Annotated in this window: 16 protein-coding genes; 3 read left to right on the forward strand and 13 right to left on the reverse strand. The window is 41.3% G+C overall.

The annotated features are described in order from the left end of the window. Window positions 1-5: 5 nt before the first annotated feature. The 4 genes from DNL43_RS00575 to DNL43_RS00590 all read right to left on the reverse strand — a co-directional run bounded on the left by DNL43_RS00575 (window position 6) and on the right by DNL43_RS00590 (window position 3,735). Window positions 6-1,190, reverse strand: coding sequence for a glycosyltransferase family 4 protein (locus tag DNL43_RS00575; RefSeq protein WP_054769439.1), 1,185 nt, complete (start codon window positions 1,188-1,190; stop codon window positions 6-8). Window positions 1,191-1,395: 205 nt separating this feature from the next. Then, window positions 1,396-3,120, reverse strand: a complete 1,725-nt coding sequence (ptsP, locus tag DNL43_RS00580) for a phosphoenolpyruvate--protein phosphotransferase (RefSeq protein ID WP_056983154.1) — start codon at window positions 3,118-3,120, stop codon at window positions 1,396-1,398. A 4-nt stretch (window positions 3,121-3,124) separates the two neighbouring features. Beyond that, on the reverse strand, window positions 3,125-3,391 hold the full coding sequence (locus DNL43_RS00585) for a phosphocarrier protein HPr (RefSeq protein WP_054769440.1): 267 nt from the start codon (window positions 3,389-3,391) through the stop codon (window positions 3,125-3,127). 134 nt (window positions 3,392-3,525) lie between these two features. Continuing rightward, a complete protein-coding gene (locus tag DNL43_RS00590; RefSeq protein WP_082619769.1) occupies window positions 3,526-3,735 on the reverse strand; it encodes a hypothetical protein in 210 nt (69 codons plus the stop codon). A gap of 148 nt (window positions 3,736-3,883) precedes the next feature. On the opposite strand from DNL43_RS00590, the gene DNL43_RS00595 reads away from it, so the two are divergent. Both DNL43_RS00595 and DNL43_RS00600 read left to right on the forward strand, forming a co-directional pair. Further along, on the forward strand, window positions 3,884-6,145 hold the full coding sequence (locus DNL43_RS00595) for an ATP-dependent Clp protease ATP-binding subunit (RefSeq protein WP_156644961.1): 2,262 nt from the start codon (window positions 3,884-3,886) through the stop codon (window positions 6,143-6,145). A 143-nt stretch (window positions 6,146-6,288) separates the two neighbouring features. Further along, window positions 6,289-7,428 (forward strand): MucBP domain-containing protein, encoded by a 1,140-nt coding sequence (locus DNL43_RS00600; RefSeq protein ID WP_056983161.1) that lies wholly within the window; start codon window positions 6,289-6,291, stop codon window positions 7,426-7,428. Window positions 7,429-7,543: 115 nt separating this feature from the next. Here DNL43_RS00600 and DNL43_RS00605 read toward each other — a convergent pair whose 3' ends face one another. From DNL43_RS00605 to recX, 8 genes are all read right to left on the reverse strand, one after another. Further along, window positions 7,544-8,974 carry a C69 family dipeptidase gene (locus DNL43_RS00605; protein ID WP_056983163.1) on the reverse strand — a complete coding sequence of 477 codons (1,431 nt, stop codon included), beginning with the start codon at window positions 8,972-8,974 and terminating at the stop codon, window positions 7,544-7,546. 21 nt (window positions 8,975-8,995) lie between these two features. Then, on the reverse strand, window positions 8,996-10,579 hold the full coding sequence (locus DNL43_RS00610) for a peptide chain release factor 3 (RefSeq protein WP_056983165.1): 1,584 nt from the start codon (window positions 10,577-10,579) through the stop codon (window positions 8,996-8,998). 132 nt (window positions 10,580-10,711) lie between these two features. After that, the gene (locus tag DNL43_RS00615; protein WP_056983166.1) at window positions 10,712-12,736 is read right to left on the reverse strand and encodes a CDP-glycerol glycerophosphotransferase family protein; all 2,025 of its coding nucleotides are present in this window, start codon (window positions 12,734-12,736) and stop codon (window positions 10,712-10,714) included. Window positions 12,737-12,748: 12 nt separating this feature from the next. Further along, on the reverse strand, window positions 12,749-13,606 hold the full coding sequence (locus DNL43_RS00620; RefSeq protein ID WP_054769443.1) for a hypothetical protein: 858 nt from the start codon (window positions 13,604-13,606) through the stop codon (window positions 12,749-12,751). A 191-nt stretch (window positions 13,607-13,797) separates the two neighbouring features. Continuing rightward, a complete protein-coding gene (gene tagD / locus DNL43_RS00625; RefSeq protein ID WP_056983168.1) occupies window positions 13,798-14,208 on the reverse strand; it encodes a glycerol-3-phosphate cytidylyltransferase in 411 nt (136 codons plus the stop codon). Window positions 14,209-14,320: 112 nt separating this feature from the next. After that, window positions 14,321-15,430 carry an AI-2E family transporter gene (locus DNL43_RS00630; RefSeq protein ID WP_082619766.1) on the reverse strand — a complete coding sequence of 370 codons (1,110 nt, stop codon included), beginning with the start codon at window positions 15,428-15,430 and terminating at the stop codon, window positions 14,321-14,323. Window positions 15,431-15,547: 117 nt separating this feature from the next. Then, window positions 15,548-16,096: a nucleoside tri-diphosphate phosphatase gene (ntdP, locus tag DNL43_RS00635; protein ID WP_054769445.1), complete on the reverse strand. Its 549-nt coding sequence runs from the start codon at window positions 16,094-16,096 to the stop codon at window positions 15,548-15,550. 88 nt (window positions 16,097-16,184) lie between these two features. Then, window positions 16,185-16,985 (reverse strand): recombination regulator RecX, encoded by an 801-nt coding sequence (gene recX / locus DNL43_RS00640; RefSeq protein WP_056983169.1) that lies wholly within the window; start codon window positions 16,983-16,985, stop codon window positions 16,185-16,187. 89 nt (window positions 16,986-17,074) lie between these two features. Between recX and DNL43_RS00645 the strand changes: the two genes are divergently transcribed. Continuing rightward, a complete protein-coding gene (locus DNL43_RS00645; RefSeq protein WP_056983172.1) occupies window positions 17,075-17,524 on the forward strand; it encodes a flavodoxin in 450 nt (149 codons plus the stop codon). Between the two features lie 42 nt (window positions 17,525-17,566). On the opposite strand, the gene DNL43_RS00650 is transcribed toward DNL43_RS00645, so the two are convergent. Beyond that, window positions 17,567-18,496 carry a YihY/virulence factor BrkB family protein gene (locus DNL43_RS00650; RefSeq protein WP_056983174.1) on the reverse strand — a complete coding sequence of 310 codons (930 nt, stop codon included), beginning with the start codon at window positions 18,494-18,496 and terminating at the stop codon, window positions 17,567-17,569. Between the last annotated feature and the right edge of the window lie 16 nt (window positions 18,497-18,512).

The following is an 18,512-nucleotide window of genomic DNA, read 5'->3' on the forward strand; positions in this document are numbered from 1 at the left end:
AAATTCTACTCGATGTTGGTTGTTGCATCGTCCTGCAGTTCTTGGGCAACGACGACCGAACGATAAAAATCAATTACCCGATTGCCAAATGTTTCTGCAGAAATAGCGGTTAGCTTTTTCTGTAAGATCTGTTTGGCTTTTGGTGTTTGGGTATTCACTTCGTGTTTCAGGTAATGGGCAACGATCCCCACAAAGTCATCATCTTGATCAAAAGTCTGACCAAGCGTTTCCGAGCTCAGTAAGCTGTTCGTATAATCACTTGCCGAAACAACGACCGGAAGCCCGGCTGCCATGGCTTCAATATATGTGAGTCCTTGTGACTCGGACTTGGAGGTCGATACAAAGACGTCACATGCCCGATAAAATGCATTGACGTGGTCATTTTCAACTTCTCCAGTGAAAATAACGTGATCATCCAACTGCAATGCGTGAACTTGACTCATTAAATCATCTTTGGCGGGACCATCCCCAACAATCATCAAGATGGCATTGGGAATTTCGTCCAGTATTTTCGGTAAATAATCAATGATTTCAGAGATGTTTTTCTCATACGCCAATCGGCTGATTGAAAGCATCAACGGTGTATCTTTTGGAATATGATACTCTTTTCGAATATCAGTCTTAATTTCTTTGGCGTACATATTAATATCAATTCCGGTTGGGATAATCCGCATTTCACTTTTAACACCGTAATCCGTGAGCTTATCCAGCACTCGATCGCTTGGAGCAATTACTCCGGACAAGTGATAACAAAATGCCAAGGTTCCCTCTTTCACATGAACCGGCTTGAGAAGCTTACCATTAGCGACATAATGCAAATAATCCTCATACATCGTGTGATAGGTATGGATGCAGGGAATGTTCAAATTCTTAGCTACAAACTTACCAATCATCCCCATCGAAAATTCAGTTTGGGTATGAACGATATCAAGATTGAGTTCTTTTGCAATTTCATAAGCTTGAAACAGGCCCCGAACAGCAATCCGACGGTCCGTAAATGAAATGAAGGGAATACTTGAGAAGCGGAAAATATTTCGTTCATAAGTATCCTTATCAACATGGGGGTCGGTGGTGGTAAAAATATAGACTTGGTTGCCCTGACGTTCAAGCTCGTTTTTAAGTGTTTTAATCGAGGTTGCAACACCGCTTACCTGTGGAAAATATGTATCTGTAAAAATTCCGATATTCACGGCTGACACCCTTTCTACCAAAATCGGTTTTCCCGCGATTTTAAATGCACAATCACGTTGCTAAACCGTGTGGACACGTAGTCCCACAATCATTGTAATTATATTTGTTTAGTTCTGGTATTGCAAACCGCCAAAATAAAAAGAACAAGCCGGTAATAGACGGTCTAACGCCCTTAGCAGCTTGTTCTTTAAGTTATTTATAAATCTATTGTTGACTGTTAGTGGCTTGGTGAATAAATGCAGTAACTTCTTCAGTGGTGCTGGCCATGGTAACGGCTTTATTAGCCAACGTAACCATCTCTCTGGAATCAAGGTGTTTAATCAACGCTCTTGATTTGAGGATTGACGAAGCACTCATTGAAAATTCATTCAACCCCATTCCGACCAAAATCGGAATGGCCATTTGATCGCCAGCCATTTCCCCACACATGTATGCGGGTAAATTGTTATCATGGCAGGCATCAATGATGTGTTTTACCAACCGTAAAACCGCTGGGTTATATGGTTGGTATAGATATGAAACCATGCGGTTGCCGCGATCGGCTGCCATGATGTACTGGATCAAATCATTGGTCCCAATACTCATGAAGTCAACTTCATTGGCAAATTGATCCGCCAATATGGCAGCAGCCGGAACTTCAACCATAATCCCAATTCTAATGGGTTTAACCCGAACTTTTTCACGAATCAATTTGATTCGTTCCTGGTCAAGGATGCTCTTGGCCTTTTTCAACTCATTAATCGTGGTAATCATTGGAAACATGATTGACAGGTTGCCAAAAGCCGATGCCCTTAATAACGCCCGTAATTGAGTTCTAAAGATCTCAGGTTTGTCCAGACTCATCCTAATGGCACGGTAACCCAAAAATGGATTAGCCTCCTTAGGAACATCCAAATAAGGCAGATCCTTGTCGCCACCAATATCGGCCGTTCGAATAATCACCGGCTTGTGGTCCATCTTCTCTAAAACAGTTTTGTAAACATTGAATTGTTCGTCTTCAGTTGGCAGATGGTTGGAATCCATATATAAAAACTCAGTTCTAAATAAACCGATTCCTTCAGCACCATTTTCAATTGCGCCGTCAAGATCGTCTAAAGTCCCAATGTTGGCAGCGATAATTGGATGCTTACCATCGGAAGAACTGGTTGTTTCATTCTTGAAATTGGCCAGCTGACTTCTTCTCTTACGATAATCAACCTGCTTTTGGGTAAACTCATCCTTTTGAGCTTCAGTCGGATTTACAATGATATTACCGGTTGACCCATCCACAATGACTGTGTCACCATTTTTGATTTCGGAAAGATCGCCTTTGAAACCAACGACTGCCGGAATCTCCAAAGATCGTGACATAATTGCCGAATGAGAAGTCCGGCCTCCCATATCAGAGACAATGCCCTTAACGTACGTTGGAACAAACTGGGCAGTGTTGCTGGGAGTCAAATCGTGAGCAATAATAATGACTTTATGATGAATTAGAGCGGGATCAACTAAGGGAACCCCCAGCAAATGACTTAATACCCGCTTGGTAACATCACGAATATCAGTTGAACGCTGCCGAATGTACTCGTTATCTGTCATTGAATTGAAGATTTTGATGTACCCGTCGGAGACTTTGTTCATTGCATACTCGGCGTTTACCTTTTCTTTTTCAATGGTGGATTTAACCCGATTAAGCATCTCGGGATCAGATAAAATCGTTACATGAGCTTTAAAGACCCCAGCTTCATTGCTGCCGAGGTCTTCGAGGGTTCTTTGTTGAATTGTTAAAAGCTCGTCTTTTGAGACATCAATAGCCGCATAAAGCCGCTTAATTTCATCAGAGGCATTCGTAATGCTCCGCTTCTTGAAGCTAAGATCAGGTTCAGTTAACCGAAATGCAGATGCAATGGCAACGCCATCACTTGCGGCAATCCCCTTAAACTCTTTCATGAAATTATTCAGTCAGTCCTTCTGCTTTCATTGTTTCACTAATTGCATCAATTGCTTCTTTTTCGTCATCGCCATCTGCAGTAATTGTGACTGCAGCACTTTGGCCAACACCAAGAGACATAACTCCCATAATTGACTTCAAGTTAACTGACTTTTCTTGATACTCAAGTGTAATGTCTGAGTTAAACTTGCTTGCTGTTTGAACCAACAGTGTTGCTGGACGTGCATGAATTCCTGTTTCTGCAATGATATTGTATTGACGTTTTTCCATTATTAATCAATCTCCTCTGATAAGATTATAAAATTTGATGATGTTGCTCAAAATGTAAATTAGTTCTTTACTTAATTAAGAATAGCAATATATAGGCGAAAATACAAGTTTAAACTTAACCGCTTACAGGGTTTTTAAGAAGTTTTTTTCTTATCGTCATGCTCATAGACATAAGTAATTAAACCACCCTCGGTTGCTGAACCGATTACCCGCTTTCGATGGTCAAAATTCATGTACGCTGTTTGAAACTGCATAAAGGTTTCAGGCTTGACTTCAAGCTTGTCAATCTCACCGGATTCAAGCTTTTCCAATAGTTGGGCATAATCAATCTTTTCTTCTGCGATAACACTCATCTCCTCTCAAATTCACTGAAGTTCAATTACTTGATTACAAATAATCATGTTGTATAATTTAAATCAAAGGTCAAAGTTGGTCAGTAACTTTAGATTCTCCTTGTCCTTTTATTTCTATATTAAAGGAGGAAAGCAATTAATGCTATGTCAAAATTGCCATAAGAACCCAGCAACGATTCACTTATACACGAATGTGAATGGGCAAAAGCAAACCATTAACCTTTGCCAAAATTGCTATCAACTCCTATCCAATAAACAACGTAATACAGGAGGTGCTCAAAATATGGCTCAAGATCCATTCGGTTTTGGTGGATTGGATGACATTTTACGTGCTATGCAAGGCGGAAACGTTGACCCTACCAATGGTCAACAAGTGCCACCAACCCAACCAATGGGACCAAACAATGGCGGTCCCAACAGACCTCGGACAGGCGGTCAAGGAGGCAATTCCCTTCTTGGTCAATACGGAATTAACCTGACTCAACTCGCCAGAGATGGCAAAGTTGACCCTGTCATTGGTCGTGACAATGAAATTCAACGTGTCATTGAAATTCTGAACCGCCGGACAAAGAACAACCCCGTTTTAATTGGGGAAGCCGGTGTTGGTAAAACTGCTGTTGTTGAAGGTTTAGCCCAAGAAATTGTTTCGGGCAACGTTCCTTCCAAACTTCAAAATAAACAGATTATCCGTCTTGACGTGGTTTCACTTGTTCAAGGAACAGGAATCCGTGGTCAATTTGAACAAAGAATGCAGCAATTAATCAAAGAAGTCCAAGACAATCCAGACATCATCCTATTCATTGATGAAATTCATGAAATTGTTGGTGCCGGAAACGCTGAAGGCGGCATGGATGCCGGAAATGTTCTCAAACCAGCATTGGCTCGTGGAGAATTCCAACTGATCGGTGCTACCACATTAAAAGAATACCGTGATATCGAAAAGGATTCAGCTCTGGCTCGTCGTTTACAACCCGTTACGGTTGATGAACCAAGTCCAGAAGAAGCCGTTAAGATTTTAAAGGGTATTCAAAAACGTTACGAAGATTATCACCACGTTAAGTACACCGATGACGCCATTCAAGCAGCCGTTAAGCTGTCTGACCGTTATATTCAGGATCGTTTCCTTCCTGATAAAGCCATCGATTTACTTGATGAAGCCGGTTCACGAAAGAATTTGACCATCAATGCCGTTGATCCTCATACGGTTGATGAAAAAATTCAAAACGCTGAAAAGCAAAAGCAGGCCGCTCTTAAGAGTGAAGATTATGAAAAAGCCGCCTACTACCGTGATCAGGTTACCAAGCTTGAAAAAGCCAAGACAAACGACACCGTTGATTCAGCAGATACCCCAAAGGTAACTGCCAAAGATATGGAAAAGATTGTTGAAGAGAAGACTGAAATTCCAGTTGGCGAATTACAGACCAAGGAACAACAACAACTTCGTAATTTGGCCCCTAACCTTGAAAAACACGTTATCGGTCAAAATGAAGCTGTCGAAAGGGTTGCTCGGGCAATCCGTCGTAACCGGGTTGGTTTCAACGGAACCGGCCGTCCAATCGGTTCATTCCTGTTTGTCGGCCCTACTGGTGTTGGTAAAACAGAAATGGCCAAGCAGCTAGCTTATGAACTGTTTGGTTCAAAGGATGCCATGATTCGGTTTGACATGTCTGAGTACATGGAGCCACATTCAGTGGCTAAGCTGATCGGTTCGCCTCCTGGCTATGTTGGGTACGAAGAAGCTGGTCAGTTAACTGAACAAGTTCGTCGCCACCCATACTCATTGATTTTGCTTGATGAAGTTGAAAAGGCTCATCCTGATGTTCTTCATATGTTCCTGCAGATTCTTGACGATGGTCGTTTGACCGATAGTCAGGGACGAACAGTTTCATTTAAGGATACCATTATTATCATGACTAGTAACGCCGGTCAGGGTAATGCCGAAGCCAACGTTGGTTTTGGTGCAGCTGCAAGCGGAAAGACTCATTCAATTATTGATAAATTGACTGATTACTTCAAGCCTGAGCTGTTGAACCGTTTTGACGATATCGTTGAGTTCCATTCACTTTCAAAGGACAATTTGATGAAGATTGTTTCTCTGATGATTGATGACGTCAACGGGATGCTCAAACAACAAGGATTGCAAATCAACGTCACTGATAGAGCAAAAGCCAAATTAGTTGATTTGGGTTACAACCCTGCAATGGGTGCCCGTCCACTTCGAAGAGTGATTCAAGAACAAATCGAAGATAAAATTGCCGACTACTATTTGGATCACGAAACTGCTGCAACATTGACAGCCGATGTCGATAGTAAAGGTAACATCGTTATCAAGAACGAAGCGAAGGCAAAAGCAAAACCTTCAACCGACACAAAACCTGATAAAAAAGATTCAGACAAATAATCATTAACCAAAACGACCAGGGATTTCGATCCTTGGTCGTTTTGTAATACATAAGGAAATATAAATTAAGCGGAATTTGGCTTGAGCCCATGCGCTTTATGCTATAATTTTTATTAGAAGATTCTAGATGGGAGTATAAATCGATGAAGTTTGTGGATTGGCTGAAACAAAAATTAAATACGTTTGTGTCACCACAATCGCCTGCGCATGCAACGAGACGAAACCGGCGTCGAGACTACCATCAACGAAAGCGTTGGCATATGCGTGAGGCTGAACCGGAAAATGACCAGACTTCTGAAATGGCCAGTGAGTCAAATAATGACGAACGGGACGAACAAATCGAAAAACCGGATGTGGTGATTGATGCCGAACCCATCGATTCAGCCCCCACTGAACCTGCTCCGGCACTGAATTCAAACGTCACCTTCTTTTATGTTGATGAAGATGGCCAGCCAATCAAAGAACCTGACATTCTTAACGGATGCAGCGGTCAACGGGTATCAATTCAGCTGCCAAGTTTTAAAAAGTATTATTTGGTTTCAATCGAGGACTTCTCCAGTTATTTCGAAGACTTCGATCAACAAGTGACTTTAAAATACGCTTTAAAGGAAGGCCTGCCGGTTCTAATCTATTACCTGGATATTGATACCGGAAAAGTCCTTCACCGCGTTAAAATCATCTCCGATAAGCTTGGTAAAGCCTATGATATTCACGCCGAAGCCATCAACGACTATCGGGTGATCAATAACACTGGCCAAACGTATGGCTATTTTGATGAACGAACTCACGGGGTTATTTTTTATTATCGCCGGGTTGATTGGAAAACGGTCCAGCGGGTTGAATATTATGTTCGACTAAAAGCCGCCCACAAAGTATTTAACGAACCGAATGGGAAAGTTTTGAAGACCGGTTTGCCGGCAAATGTCATCACCCAAATTTTTGCCCGGATCGATACCACCGACAATCAGAGCTGGTTAAACATTGGCGGCTTCGAGTGGATCAAAAATGCTGAACTCGAGCCTAGTGATCCGCCAACCAACCATCTGATTCCCCCAATTACCAAAACATCCAGAAACCCCGTGATGTTGTTTGGAACAATTGACTTTGTACCCGGACGGTCAGTCGAAGTATTCGACGAACCCTACGGAAACAGTGTCGGAGCTCTTGAAAACGGCAGCCGGATTTCTATCAAAGCCCGGATTGTGGATGATCAGGGATTGATCTGGTACGAGTTGGCTGATCAATCAATCATCTTTAATGAATATGTCCGTGTTGATGAATAAATGAATTAAAAAGTGGCTGGAATCCTTATATTGGATTCCAGCCACTTTTTAATTTTGTTTCATTTGATCAGAAACTGCATTAGGATGCGTCAATCCTTCAGCATCTCATTAACTTCTACAGGTTCTTATCCATATTAAATGTCAGCTTGGACAATGTCAGTCCCTTTTCAATCAATTGATGACTGAAGTGCTCAGTGGCAAGCCGCATCATTTTAACAACTTCATGGTTTTGTTCAGTGAGATAGCTTGTCAATTCGTCACCTTTCAAACCTTTGCTCTCATCAATCGTGTTTTGAACGTGACGACGCAACTTTTCTTTGGCGTCGGTTAAGAAATCAACATCGTCTTGAATAAATTCAGAATAATGTGATTCAACCAGCATTGAAAGCTTTCGATACATCCAGTATGCACTGACATCATCGCAATGGACCGGTGTCTTGGAATAAGTATCATCAGTATCGGTTGCGTTGGCAAAGAACGGAACGTATGGTGAAAATGCCGGTACACCGAAGCATAACCACATGATCGCATTGCTATTGTTCTTAACGTCATTTCGAATCTGCAAAACATGTGAGTTTTGGGTCCGATTCATTGAAATTGGACGGAACAAAGTCTTGGTATCTTCGTGACCTCTGCTAAATGGATCATAAGGGGTTTCGTTGTAATGTGAGCTCAAAATATACTCAACATCTTCGACACTGATCTTATGGTCAGTATGGCAGATGAATGGCAGGTCGGAAGAAGTTGGTGACTGTTCGATTTCTGGATTCAGATACTTTTGACCGAACCAAACACGTGGGGTGTTATAGTGACGGTCTTTTTCGTTATCGGTTCCAAAAATATGACGGAAGTTAAAGCCCTTCTTATCAGTATTTAAGTGATACTTTTCAACGAATTTCTGAATTCCATCAGAATACATAAAGTTATCCGGATCATCAAAATCAACTTGTTGAATCGCAACCTGGTTGGCAGCAATGGCATAAGCATTATCAGGAATTCGTTGAGCAACCCAGTGATGACCAGTCACAATTTCCATGTACCAAACTTCATTGTTATCACTGAATAACACACCGTTACCTTCAGGTGAGCCATATTTTTTGATCAGTGCGCCGAGGTATTTAACCCCATCACGAGCTGAGTCAATGTATGGTAAAACCATTGATTGCAAAGAATCTTCTGCTAATCCGTCTTCAACCAATGGATCAAAGGCAAGAGCCCGTTCATTGCCATAAACACTTTCAGTGGCACTCATCGCAACGTTCTTTTCGTTAAAACCACTTTCAGCATAGACGCCTTCCTTATCAACCTCGACGTTGGGTGTTAATGAATAACGATAAGCTTTCTTTGGGAGTGGTGCCTTGAAACCATTTTGGTTTGAAGCCCATTCGCCTTTTTGATCATTAACGGCTGGTTCAACGTAGAATCGTTGAGGAGTTAACGGCAAGAATGTATCGTCATTTCTGGCGATCATTGTTGAACCGTCGATTGAAGCTTTCTTACCTACAAGAACTGTTGTACATGCTGATAAATGTTTGGAAACCATCATATCTCTTCTTTCAAAGTTTAATTATAGTTTAGCAGTTAATTTAACATCCGGATACTTATCTTTGAACCAACGCAGTGCAAATTCGTTTTCAAATAAGAACAACGGATTGCCGGCGCGATCCTTAACCAGCAGGTTCCGAGATGATGACATCTTTTCATCCAGCTGATCAGGATCAATCCAACGGGCAATTTTATGACCCATTGGTTCCATGTTAACTTCAGAATTATATTCGTTCTTCATTCTGAATTGGAACACTTCAAACTGCAGTTGGCCAACGGCTCCCAAAATGTAGTCGTTAGTGGTGTAAGACTGATAAAGCTGAACGGCCCCCTCTTGAACCAGTTGGTCAATTCCTTTATGGAATGACTTTTGCTTCATCACGTTCTTTGCAGAAACTCTGACAAACAACTCTGGGGTAAATTGAGGCAGCTTTTCAAATTCAACTTTCTTCTTACCCGTATAAATGGTGTCGCCAATCTGGAAGTTTCCGGTGTCGTACAGGCCGATAATATCGCCGGCAACGGCAGTTTGAACGTTCTCACGGGTATTGGCCATGAATTCGGTCACGTTAGACAGTCTGAGCTTCTTTTGGGTACGATAGAGGTTAACGTCCATCCCCTTCTCAAACTCGCCTGAGCAGACCCGTACGAAGGCAATTCTGTCCCGGTGATTAGGGTTCATGTTGGCTTGAATTTTGAATACAAAACCGGAGAATGTATCGTCATCGGGTTCAATCACTTCACCGCCCTCAGTCTTGTGGGCACTTGGAGCCGGTGCGTACTTCAAATAGGCGTCAAAAAACGTCTTGACTCCGAAGTTGACCAAAGCTGAGCCAAAGAATACCGGTGTCATATCACCTGTGGCAATTTTGGCTTCATCAAATTGATTTCCGGCCATATCCAAGAGTTCAATGGCATCCTTGGCATCTTGAAATTGTTCATCTTCGGCCAGCTTATCATTATCAATTGGATCATTCTGATCATCCAAATCAACAATTTGAGTCGGCTTATTATCTTTATCATGATTATAAAGTTCAACGTTATGGTTATAACGGTCAAAAATTCCGGTCAGGGTCTTCCCCATTCCGATTGGCCAGTTCATTGGATATGCTTCAATTCCCAAAACATTTTCCAATTCATCAACCAAGTCCATTGGGTCACGGCCATCACGATCAAGTTTGTTCATAAAAGTGAAGATCGGAATACCACGCATTTTACAAATTTGGAATAATTTCTTGGTCTGAGGTTCAATACCCTTGGCAGAGTCAATGACCATGACGGCTGAATCAACGGCCATCAAAGTCCGATAAGTATCTTCAGAGAAATCCTCATGTCCAGGAGTATCCAAAATATTAATTCGCTTACCACCATAATCAAACTGCATGACTGAACTGGTAACGGAAATTCCACGTTTTTGTTCAATTTCCATCCAGTCTGATTTGGCAAAGTTACCAGTCTTTCGAGCCTTAACGGTTCCGGCTGAACGGACAACGCCTCCGAACAAGAGCAATTGCTCAGTGATGGTCGTTTTACCGGCATCAGGGTGAGAAATAATCGCAAATGTGCGACGGGTGCTGTCTTCCTTATCTAATTGTTGGGTATTCATGTTTACTTCCTTTCAGACGAGTCAATAACTAATTAATTTTAACACGTTTCAGCCAACTCTCCTAGAACCATCCACGAATTCAAAAAATAGGGCCAGTGTGAAAGATCACTTTCACGACTGGTCCTACGAAGACTACATGCCACTTTCAATTTGGTGCATGACATAATTAACAACTTTTAATGAACTCAAGCCATCGTTGATTGCACAGAAACGATTGTAGAAATTCATAAATTTCTGGTTGGCGGACATATCCGGATGAGCCAGGGCGTGATTGATTTCTTCCAAAAGCTGTTTGGAATTTTTCGCAATTTTACCTGGGAGATCCTTCTCGTAGTTTAAGTAGAAGCCCCGCAGTTCTTCCTTGTACAGATGGTAATCGTAAGGATAAAACAGAATTGGCCGCTTCAGGTAAGCATAATCAAAGAAGACTGACGAATAGTCGGTAATCAGCAAATCAGACACTAAGTACAAATCACTGATGTTTGGATAGTTTGAATAGTCATAAACAAAGTCTGAGTAGTCAGAAATGTCCAAAGCGTTGGAAATCAAATAATGCATCCGTAAGATTAATACCGTGTCGTCACCAAATGATTTTCTAAAGTCGTCCAAATCAAATGGCAACTCAAAGGTATACTTCCCTTTTTCAGCAAACTGATTATCACGGTACGTTGGCGCATACATGACAACCTTCTTGTCCAAAGGAATCCCAAGCTGCTCCTTAATGGCATCGATGTCTTGAGGTTGAGTATTAATTAATTCGTCATTCCGAGGATACCCAATCTTTAGGATTTGGTTATTAAATCCAAATGCGGAACGGAAAATCTGGGTGGAATAATCATTGGGTGAAACCAATGCATCCCAACGGTTGGCTTCACGAACAAAGTTTTTGTGATACTTTGCCGTCGTGGTACCAGGCATTGAAACATTTTCAATATCCAATCCAAGATTTTTAAGCGGTGTTCCGTGCCAAGTCTGAATATAAGTTACGTAGTTCGGCTTCTTAACCCAACTTGGGAACCGGGCATTGCTAATCCAAAACTGAGATTTCTCCAGTACCCGAACCCATTTGTTCGTTCGACGGACAACGTAGGCAATCTGATTTTCCTTACAGAACTTCTTCTGTGAGCGGTCAATTGACCAAATCATATTGATCCCTGGATATAAAGTCTTGAAAACTTTATAAATTGCGTATGGACTGTCACTGACCTGACGGCCGCCAAAACTTTCAAAGATAATGGTGGTATTGTCGTATGGTGAATGACCCGACTTGAATAAGAACCGCATCCGAACCAGGTTAAGCTTGTCTTGAACCATTCTGATAACATCAAGCACTGTTGAAGCTTTGCCGCCGGCTGCACCGACTTTTTGAATCAGTGAGGCACCTGGGAATTCTTTAACCAGAATGCCGTTGTCAAACCGTTTCTCCAAAGTAATTTCACGATTTCCCGGCAATCGAATGTCGGTTGATTGACCAGCCAATGACTTGGAGATGATCAAACGCTGCTTAATCTCTTTGCCGTTCAATTCGTATTCAATAAATAATTCACCGACTGAATTTTGTGGAATATCGGTTAACGGAATCGAGACAGTGAACATCCCTTCAAACAACTTTTTGCTGACTGGATATTCCAATTTGCCATTGGTTGAATGATTCTTGAGAATAATTCGTTGGTTTTTAATCAGCGTGCCGTTAATTTTGTTGTATCCGGTAATCTCCAGGTCAACATCGGTTAAGTTGACTGAATTGATCATGAACTCTTCGTCTGATTGACGGGTCCGAATATTAAACAGCGCCATTCCTTGGGCGTCACTGTTAAATTGGTAATAGCTGGTAAGTTCCAATTGGTGACGATCACTCAAATACTCACTTTCAACCTGAATGACGTTTTTGTTGGTCAAACTGTTGTTAATGAGAAAAATTTGCCATTCAAATTCTGTTTGATCTTCAGATGGAAAATGAAAATCTTGAGCATCTATGTTAACCCGAATAATATTATGAGTCAGAACTTTACTGATCGGCTTCATAATCGATGCCAAACTATTTTTTTCGACAAACAAAACGTACGCAGTCTCTAAGGGAACTGTCACGTCCAAAAGTTCAAATTCCAGAACCTGTTTGCCCTTCTTTTGATGTACTCCTGATAATATCGCTCGCACTATAATTTCCCCTTAATAATTAAAGATTCGTTTGCTTGGAAGATACTTTGAAGCATCAACAATGTTGTCAATATCGATATATGTTCGGGCATCCTCGATATTCATATTCAGCAAAACCTGGTGATAAAAGGCATTGATATCGTCATAACGATGATAATCGCTATAGGAAATGGCCTTGGTAAAGATTTCCTTCCCCTGTCCTTCATAAGTTTTGAGCGCCTCATCGTTGGACTTCGTATTGGTATCTTGAATCTCAGTCAGGTCCTGCGGTGCAGAAATGGTTGAATTTGCTGTAACGTTGTAACTGACTTTTTGATTCTTGATGTAATTGGTAAAGCGATAGACTAATTGTCCTTTGGCATTTAACAGCAGACTTTCATCCAACGTATCATTCACATATTCGCCAATTCCAAACAACCGATCCTGATCATCGTAACTATTGATTTGAATAATTCGACTATTATTATCGAAATACAGTGTATGTAAACGAACCGCACCTTCGCCAAATAAGGTTTCGGCAACAATGTTGCCATCTTTGTCGATATAGCGGGAAACCGGCATTTTGCCCTGATGTGAATCGTATTCTTGAAGCTTCGATAAATCCGGATCAACGAAATCATCTGCTTTAAGACTCACACCATCATGATCGGCGTATATATCGGCCAGTGAAATCAACCGGACACTGGGGGTGTCAACCGGTAAATCAATTTTGTTAAACTCACGCTTGGCCTGCCAGATTTCATCAAAATCAGTCATTGCAAGCATCACGACAACTTGAAAATCATTATTGACCAATGATATGAGTTGCCGCCTAAAAGTTGCTTTGCGAATTCCTTGAATCGTCGTTGCCAAAAAGATCGCTCGTCCCATAATTCTCCTCCTGAATAAAAACGAGGCTGAGACAAAACATGTAGTCTTGTCCTCAGCCTCATTCGAATCTCATATATACTACACGCGTTTATATGTTACATAGCTGAAGTATGCGACAACCACCTAAAAGTCTGCTTATTTCGGGATAACTCCCACTAAACCAACTTAGATGCGGTCTGGCACGCTGCTTTTTACGCTTTCCAATCTTCAGTATCAGTCAGACCGAGGTCTTCCTTGATCTTAGTGGTTGAAATTCCTTCCGTTCTAGGCAGATAGACAACTTCACAATAATCCTTTAAAAAGTCGAACTTGCCCTTCCAATCGTCACCCATGACAAAAACATCGATGTTTCGATCTTGAACGTCATGAATCTTTTGATCCCAATTGGTTTCAGGAATCACTTCATCAACATATTTAATTGCTTCAAGAATATATTTTCGATCTTCGTATGACGTATATGCCTTTTTACCCTTTTCAGCATTAAACTCATCTGATGACAAGCAAACTGTTAAGTGGTCACCAAGTGCCTTGGCCCGCTTTAATAAACGAACATGGCCCTTGTGCAGCAAATCAAACGTTCCATACGTAATTACTTTTTTCATAGAATCTCCTACTTAATCATTACTTAGAATGTGAATAAAACAAACACATCTTAAATAGTAGCATAATCACCGTCAACGTCAATATTTATTATGGATTATTAACGTTTTTGTCTTATTCCAACTGATAAATGGTGTACATGTGAATCACAACAACCTTAACGACAGCGTATAGTGGGACCGCTAAAATCATCCCCATTAAGCCGGCAATATTTCCAGCTGCCAGCAAAATAATAATAATTGTCAATGGATGAATTTCAAGTGATTTCCCGATGACGTTTGGATAAACCAGATTTCCATCAATCTGTTGGACAATCAACACAACAATGACGTTGTAGATAACGCCCCAAACACCGCCGTGTGAAAATGACACAAACAGCGCCGGCGCAATTCCAATATAGGGCCCCAAGTAAGGAATAATGTTGCAGATCCCGGCAATCACACCCAACAACAATGCATATGGGATACCAATAATCACATAGCCAATTGCCGTAAACGTTCCAACAAACAAACATTCAATCATTTGACCGGAAATATACTTGGAAATGGTGCGGCTCATCTTGGCAAGCAGCTCCATTGTCTGTTCACGATGACGGGCCGGCAAAAAGCCTTTAATCGTTGGTGCCAATCGGTAGCCGTCCTTTAACATATAAAACAGCACAACCGGAACGGTCACCGCAATAATAACAGCATTGGCAGCCGCTGAGATAAATCCGCCCAGTCCATTTGTAACACCGTTAAATATTGTTTCAGCATACTTGTTAACGTTGCTGGAGAGCTTATCTGTCAAAGAGGTAAAGTCAATTTGTTTTAACAAACGTTGCGAATTCAAATCTTTAAAAATCTTATCAACCAGCTTTTGCCCTTGACTAGCTGCATCCGGAATCTGATTAGCCAGCGTAACCAGCTGATTCAAGATTTTAGGAATAAACACCGTTGCTGCCAAAGCAATCAGCCCAATGAGCAGCAGGAACACCAGCGTTGTGGCCCAGGTTCTTGTGACCCGATGCTTGCCGATCCTGATCTTGGTAATCAAATTGACGACTGGATTGAGCATATAAAATAAAATTCCGGCCACTAAGATTGGAACAAAAACCGTTGAAAAGAAGATGGCAACTGGGGAAAAGACAAAGTTAATCTTGGTGCAGACCCAAATGATTGCCACCACAATCAAAATTTCCAATGACCAAAACATAAGTGATGAATTTTTTAATCGTTCCAGCATTCGTAGGCTCCTTTGCTTTTAAATAAATCACGTCATTTGTTTATAAGGACAATTGTAGCATAAATAAAAAATGGCCGATGCAATAAATTGCACCAGTCATCCCTGAGAAGTTAATTGTTAATTGTGACGTGACAGTTCCAAATATCGTTGGTACCAAATGGCAATAAATTCCTTTGAAAAAGGTCCCTTTTCGTTTTCAATCCAGTCCACCAAGATGCGCACATTGCGTTTTAAAATGTGATCAATCTCCGGGCCGTAATTCCAACGCTTACTGAATGTTAAGTATTCATCGGCATCCAGTAATTTGCGGGAACCGTCTGGGAAAACTTTAACGTCCAAATCGTAGTCAATGTATTTTAAAGCTTCCTTATCCAAAACGTAAGGTGATGCCAGATTGCAATAATAGGCAATTCCGTCATCCCTGAGCATCGCCACCACGTTAAACCAGTAATGTTTATGAAAATAAACCAGAGCCGGTTCACGGGTTACCCAATGCCTGCCATCATCCTCCGTTACCAAAGTATGATTATTACAACCTATCAGTGAATTTTCGCTTGTCTTTAGTACCATGGTGTCTCGCCAAATTCGATGTAAGCTGCCATCGTGCTTGTAGCTTTGAATCGCAATAAAGTCTCCTTCTCCAGGTAATTTTTGAAGTCGTGGCATGTATGGTACCCACTTTCTGACTCAGCTAACAGCTTCGATTGTTGCCAATCCAATTGTCATTATATCAGAGTGGGGAATATTTTCGAAATTATTTATTTTCCAGCTTTGCCATGGCAATCGTAATATCGTCCATTAAGAAACCTTTCCGATAAAGCGCCTGTTTAATTTTTTGATTTCGCTTATACGGTTCAAGCCGTGAATACTGCCGGAAATACTTTTCAGCGACCTTATCGATCACTTCATGATCCTGTTCTGCCATTTCCGAAGTATCCGTTTGGTTCATAATTTCTTCAATGTCTCCATATGGAAATCCACGGCGCATCAAAAGTTCCTTTGTTTTATTCACAGCCATCTTGGCAGAATCGCGCTTGTATTTCTTGAGCTGCTTTTTGGCAACTTCAACCCCAATTTCAAGCACATCCTGCTCCGGATAATAGTGGTCGAGTGAATTTTCAACATAATTCGCTTCAACCCGCTTATCCTTTAAGTGACGACGAATCCAATCGGGGCCGTTTTTACGTTCTCTAACCACCGTGCGAACATAACTATCGGCATACCTTTGATCATCAATCAAAGTCTGATCGGCTAAAATATCGATAACTTTGTCAATCGCATCTTCATCCTCGGTAATATCTGCCAGCTTCTCGCGCACCTCATACTCAGTTCGCAGATTATGGGCCAGATAATTCAATGCCCGACTATGTATCTTTGAAATGTTGTCGGCATTTTTCAGCGTGTCAATCAGCTTGTCGTCAACTTCCATTCCTTTAAACACACGGTATTTAATAAATACCTCTTCACTAATTGGAAATGCATATTGACCGTCAACGTAAACGTTAAAACGGCCCTTTCGTTTTTGAGCTTCAATTTTAGTGATTGTTTGAGTCATGAAAATCCTTTCCTTCACGCGTTATTGAAATTCACTTTAAGTTTTCAATTTGGTATACTAAAACCAATTTAAGATAGAGGATGAAAAATATGATTACTGCTCACGTAGTTTACGCAACAATTACAGGAAACAACGAAGATATCGCTGATATTGTAACCGAGGCGCTTGAAGACGCTGATGTTCAAGTCGAGGAAACCGAGATTTCTCAAACCGATCCGTCAGTATTTGAAAATGTCGACATTTGTGTGGTTTGTCCATACACTTACGACGAAGGCGCCCTTCCCGAAGAAGGAATGGACTTCTATGACGACCTCAGTGAACTTGACCTTAAGGGAAAAATCTTTGGGGTTGCCGGATCCGGTGATGTCTTCTACGAAGAATTCTACAATACTTCAGTCGACAAATTCGAAGAAGCCTTTGAAAAAACTGGTGCCACCAAGGGTTCCGAGAGCATCAAGATCAATTTGGAACCAGATGAAAAAGACATCGAAAAATTGGATCACTTCACATCTGAACTGGTTGCCAAAGCAGGCAAATAGTTCCGTCAATCATTCATATACGATAAAAGCCCGGGCAAATTTTTATTTTGTTCGAGCTTTTTTCTTTTTGCGCTGCTCTCGGCGATGCTTCCTCAAAGCCTTTTTCCAGACAGTTTCAAGGGCATCCTGCTGTTCCTGAATTTTTCCCTGACGAATTTCTTGAATGGTTGCGTTAATCACACCGCCAAACAACATGATAATGCCGGAGAAATCCAACCAGAACATTAATACAATAAACGTTCCAATTGTCTTATAAGCATCAATTCGTCGCGAGAAGAATCTCAAATAGAAAGTAAATCCCTGTGCCAGAATCATCAGTCCCAGCGTGGCAATCAAAGCACCAAACCAAACATACCGAAACTTCACTTTGGCAGTGGGAACGATGTAAAACAACAGGCTTAACAGCAGCCAGGCAACGACAATGGTCCCGGGCCACTTAACCGTGCCGATCAAGTTCAAAATCCAATGAGGCACATTCAAGATTGGATTCAGCCATTCGAAGAACATCTGACTGAATGCAAAGACAAACATCAAGACAACGACTGCCATGACTAGAACCAGCATCCAAACAAATGAAATTAACCGATTAGAGATTGCGTTTTGATTCTCGGCAACTTCATAGGTCTTGTTGATACTTCGCTGAAAGGCCGCAATTGCTCGGCTGGCAGACCAGATCGTCACAATTAAACCAACTGACAACTGACTGGCACCACCACTTTGAAGTGTTGAATTAATGATCGGTTCCAACATACTGTAAATTCGTTCCGGAAACAGTGGCTTGATATAAACTTCAACTTCACTCAGGTGAATATGAAATAAATTCAGGACACTTCCAATGATGAAGAAAATTGGAAAAATCGACAGTAAAGTATAGAAGGCCAATACTGCCGCCGAATCAGAAACGTTCCCTGCTGAATAACGTTTGATGACTATTTGAATAAAATTTTTAGTGGATTCGTATAAATGCTTCATCACTGATCGTCTTTCT

It is taken from the genome of Lentilactobacillus kefiri (assembly GCF_009739535.1).
Classification (GTDB): Bacteria; Bacillota; Bacilli; order Lactobacillales; family Lactobacillaceae; genus Lentilactobacillus; species Lentilactobacillus kefiri.

Coding starts and splice junctions, on each gene's coding strand:
- DNL43_RS00610 (WP_056983165.1), bottom strand. CDS start 10,579: ATGAATACCCAACAATTAGATAAGGAAGACAGCACCCGTCGCACATTT.
- tagD (WP_056983168.1), bottom strand. CDS start 14,208: ATGAAAAAAGTAATTACGTATGGAACGTTTGATTTGCTGCACAAGGGC.
- DNL43_RS00650 (WP_056983174.1), bottom strand. CDS start 18,496: ATGAAGCATTTATACGAATCCACTAAAAATTTTATTCAAATAGTCATC.
- ptsP (WP_056983154.1), bottom strand. CDS start 3,120: ATGAAAGAGTTTAAGGGGATTGCCGCAAGTGATGGCGTTGCCATTGCA.
- DNL43_RS00585 (WP_054769440.1), bottom strand. CDS start 3,391: ATGGAAAAACGTCAATACAATATCATTGCAGAAACAGGAATTCATGCA.
- DNL43_RS00620 (WP_054769443.1), bottom strand. CDS start 13,606: ATGGGACGAGCGATCTTTTTGGCAACGACGATTCAAGGAATTCGCAAA.
- DNL43_RS00605 (WP_056983163.1), bottom strand. CDS start 8,974: ATGATGGTTTCCAAACATTTATCAGCATGTACAACAGTTCTTGTAGGT.
- DNL43_RS00645 (WP_056983172.1), top strand. CDS start 17,075: ATGATTACTGCTCACGTAGTTTACGCAACAATTACAGGAAACAACGAA.
- recX (WP_056983169.1), bottom strand. CDS start 16,985: ATGACTCAAACAATCACTAAAATTGAAGCTCAAAAACGAAAGGGCCGT.
- DNL43_RS00595 (WP_156644961.1), top strand. CDS start 3,884: ATGCTATGTCAAAATTGCCATAAGAACCCAGCAACGATTCACTTATAC.
- DNL43_RS00630 (WP_082619766.1), bottom strand. CDS start 15,430: ATGCTGGAACGATTAAAAAATTCATCACTTATGTTTTGGTCATTGGAA.
- ntdP (WP_054769445.1), bottom strand. CDS start 16,096: ATGCCACGACTTCAAAAATTACCTGGAGAAGGAGACTTTATTGCGATT.
- DNL43_RS00600 (WP_056983161.1), top strand. CDS start 6,289: ATGAAGTTTGTGGATTGGCTGAAACAAAAATTAAATACGTTTGTGTCA.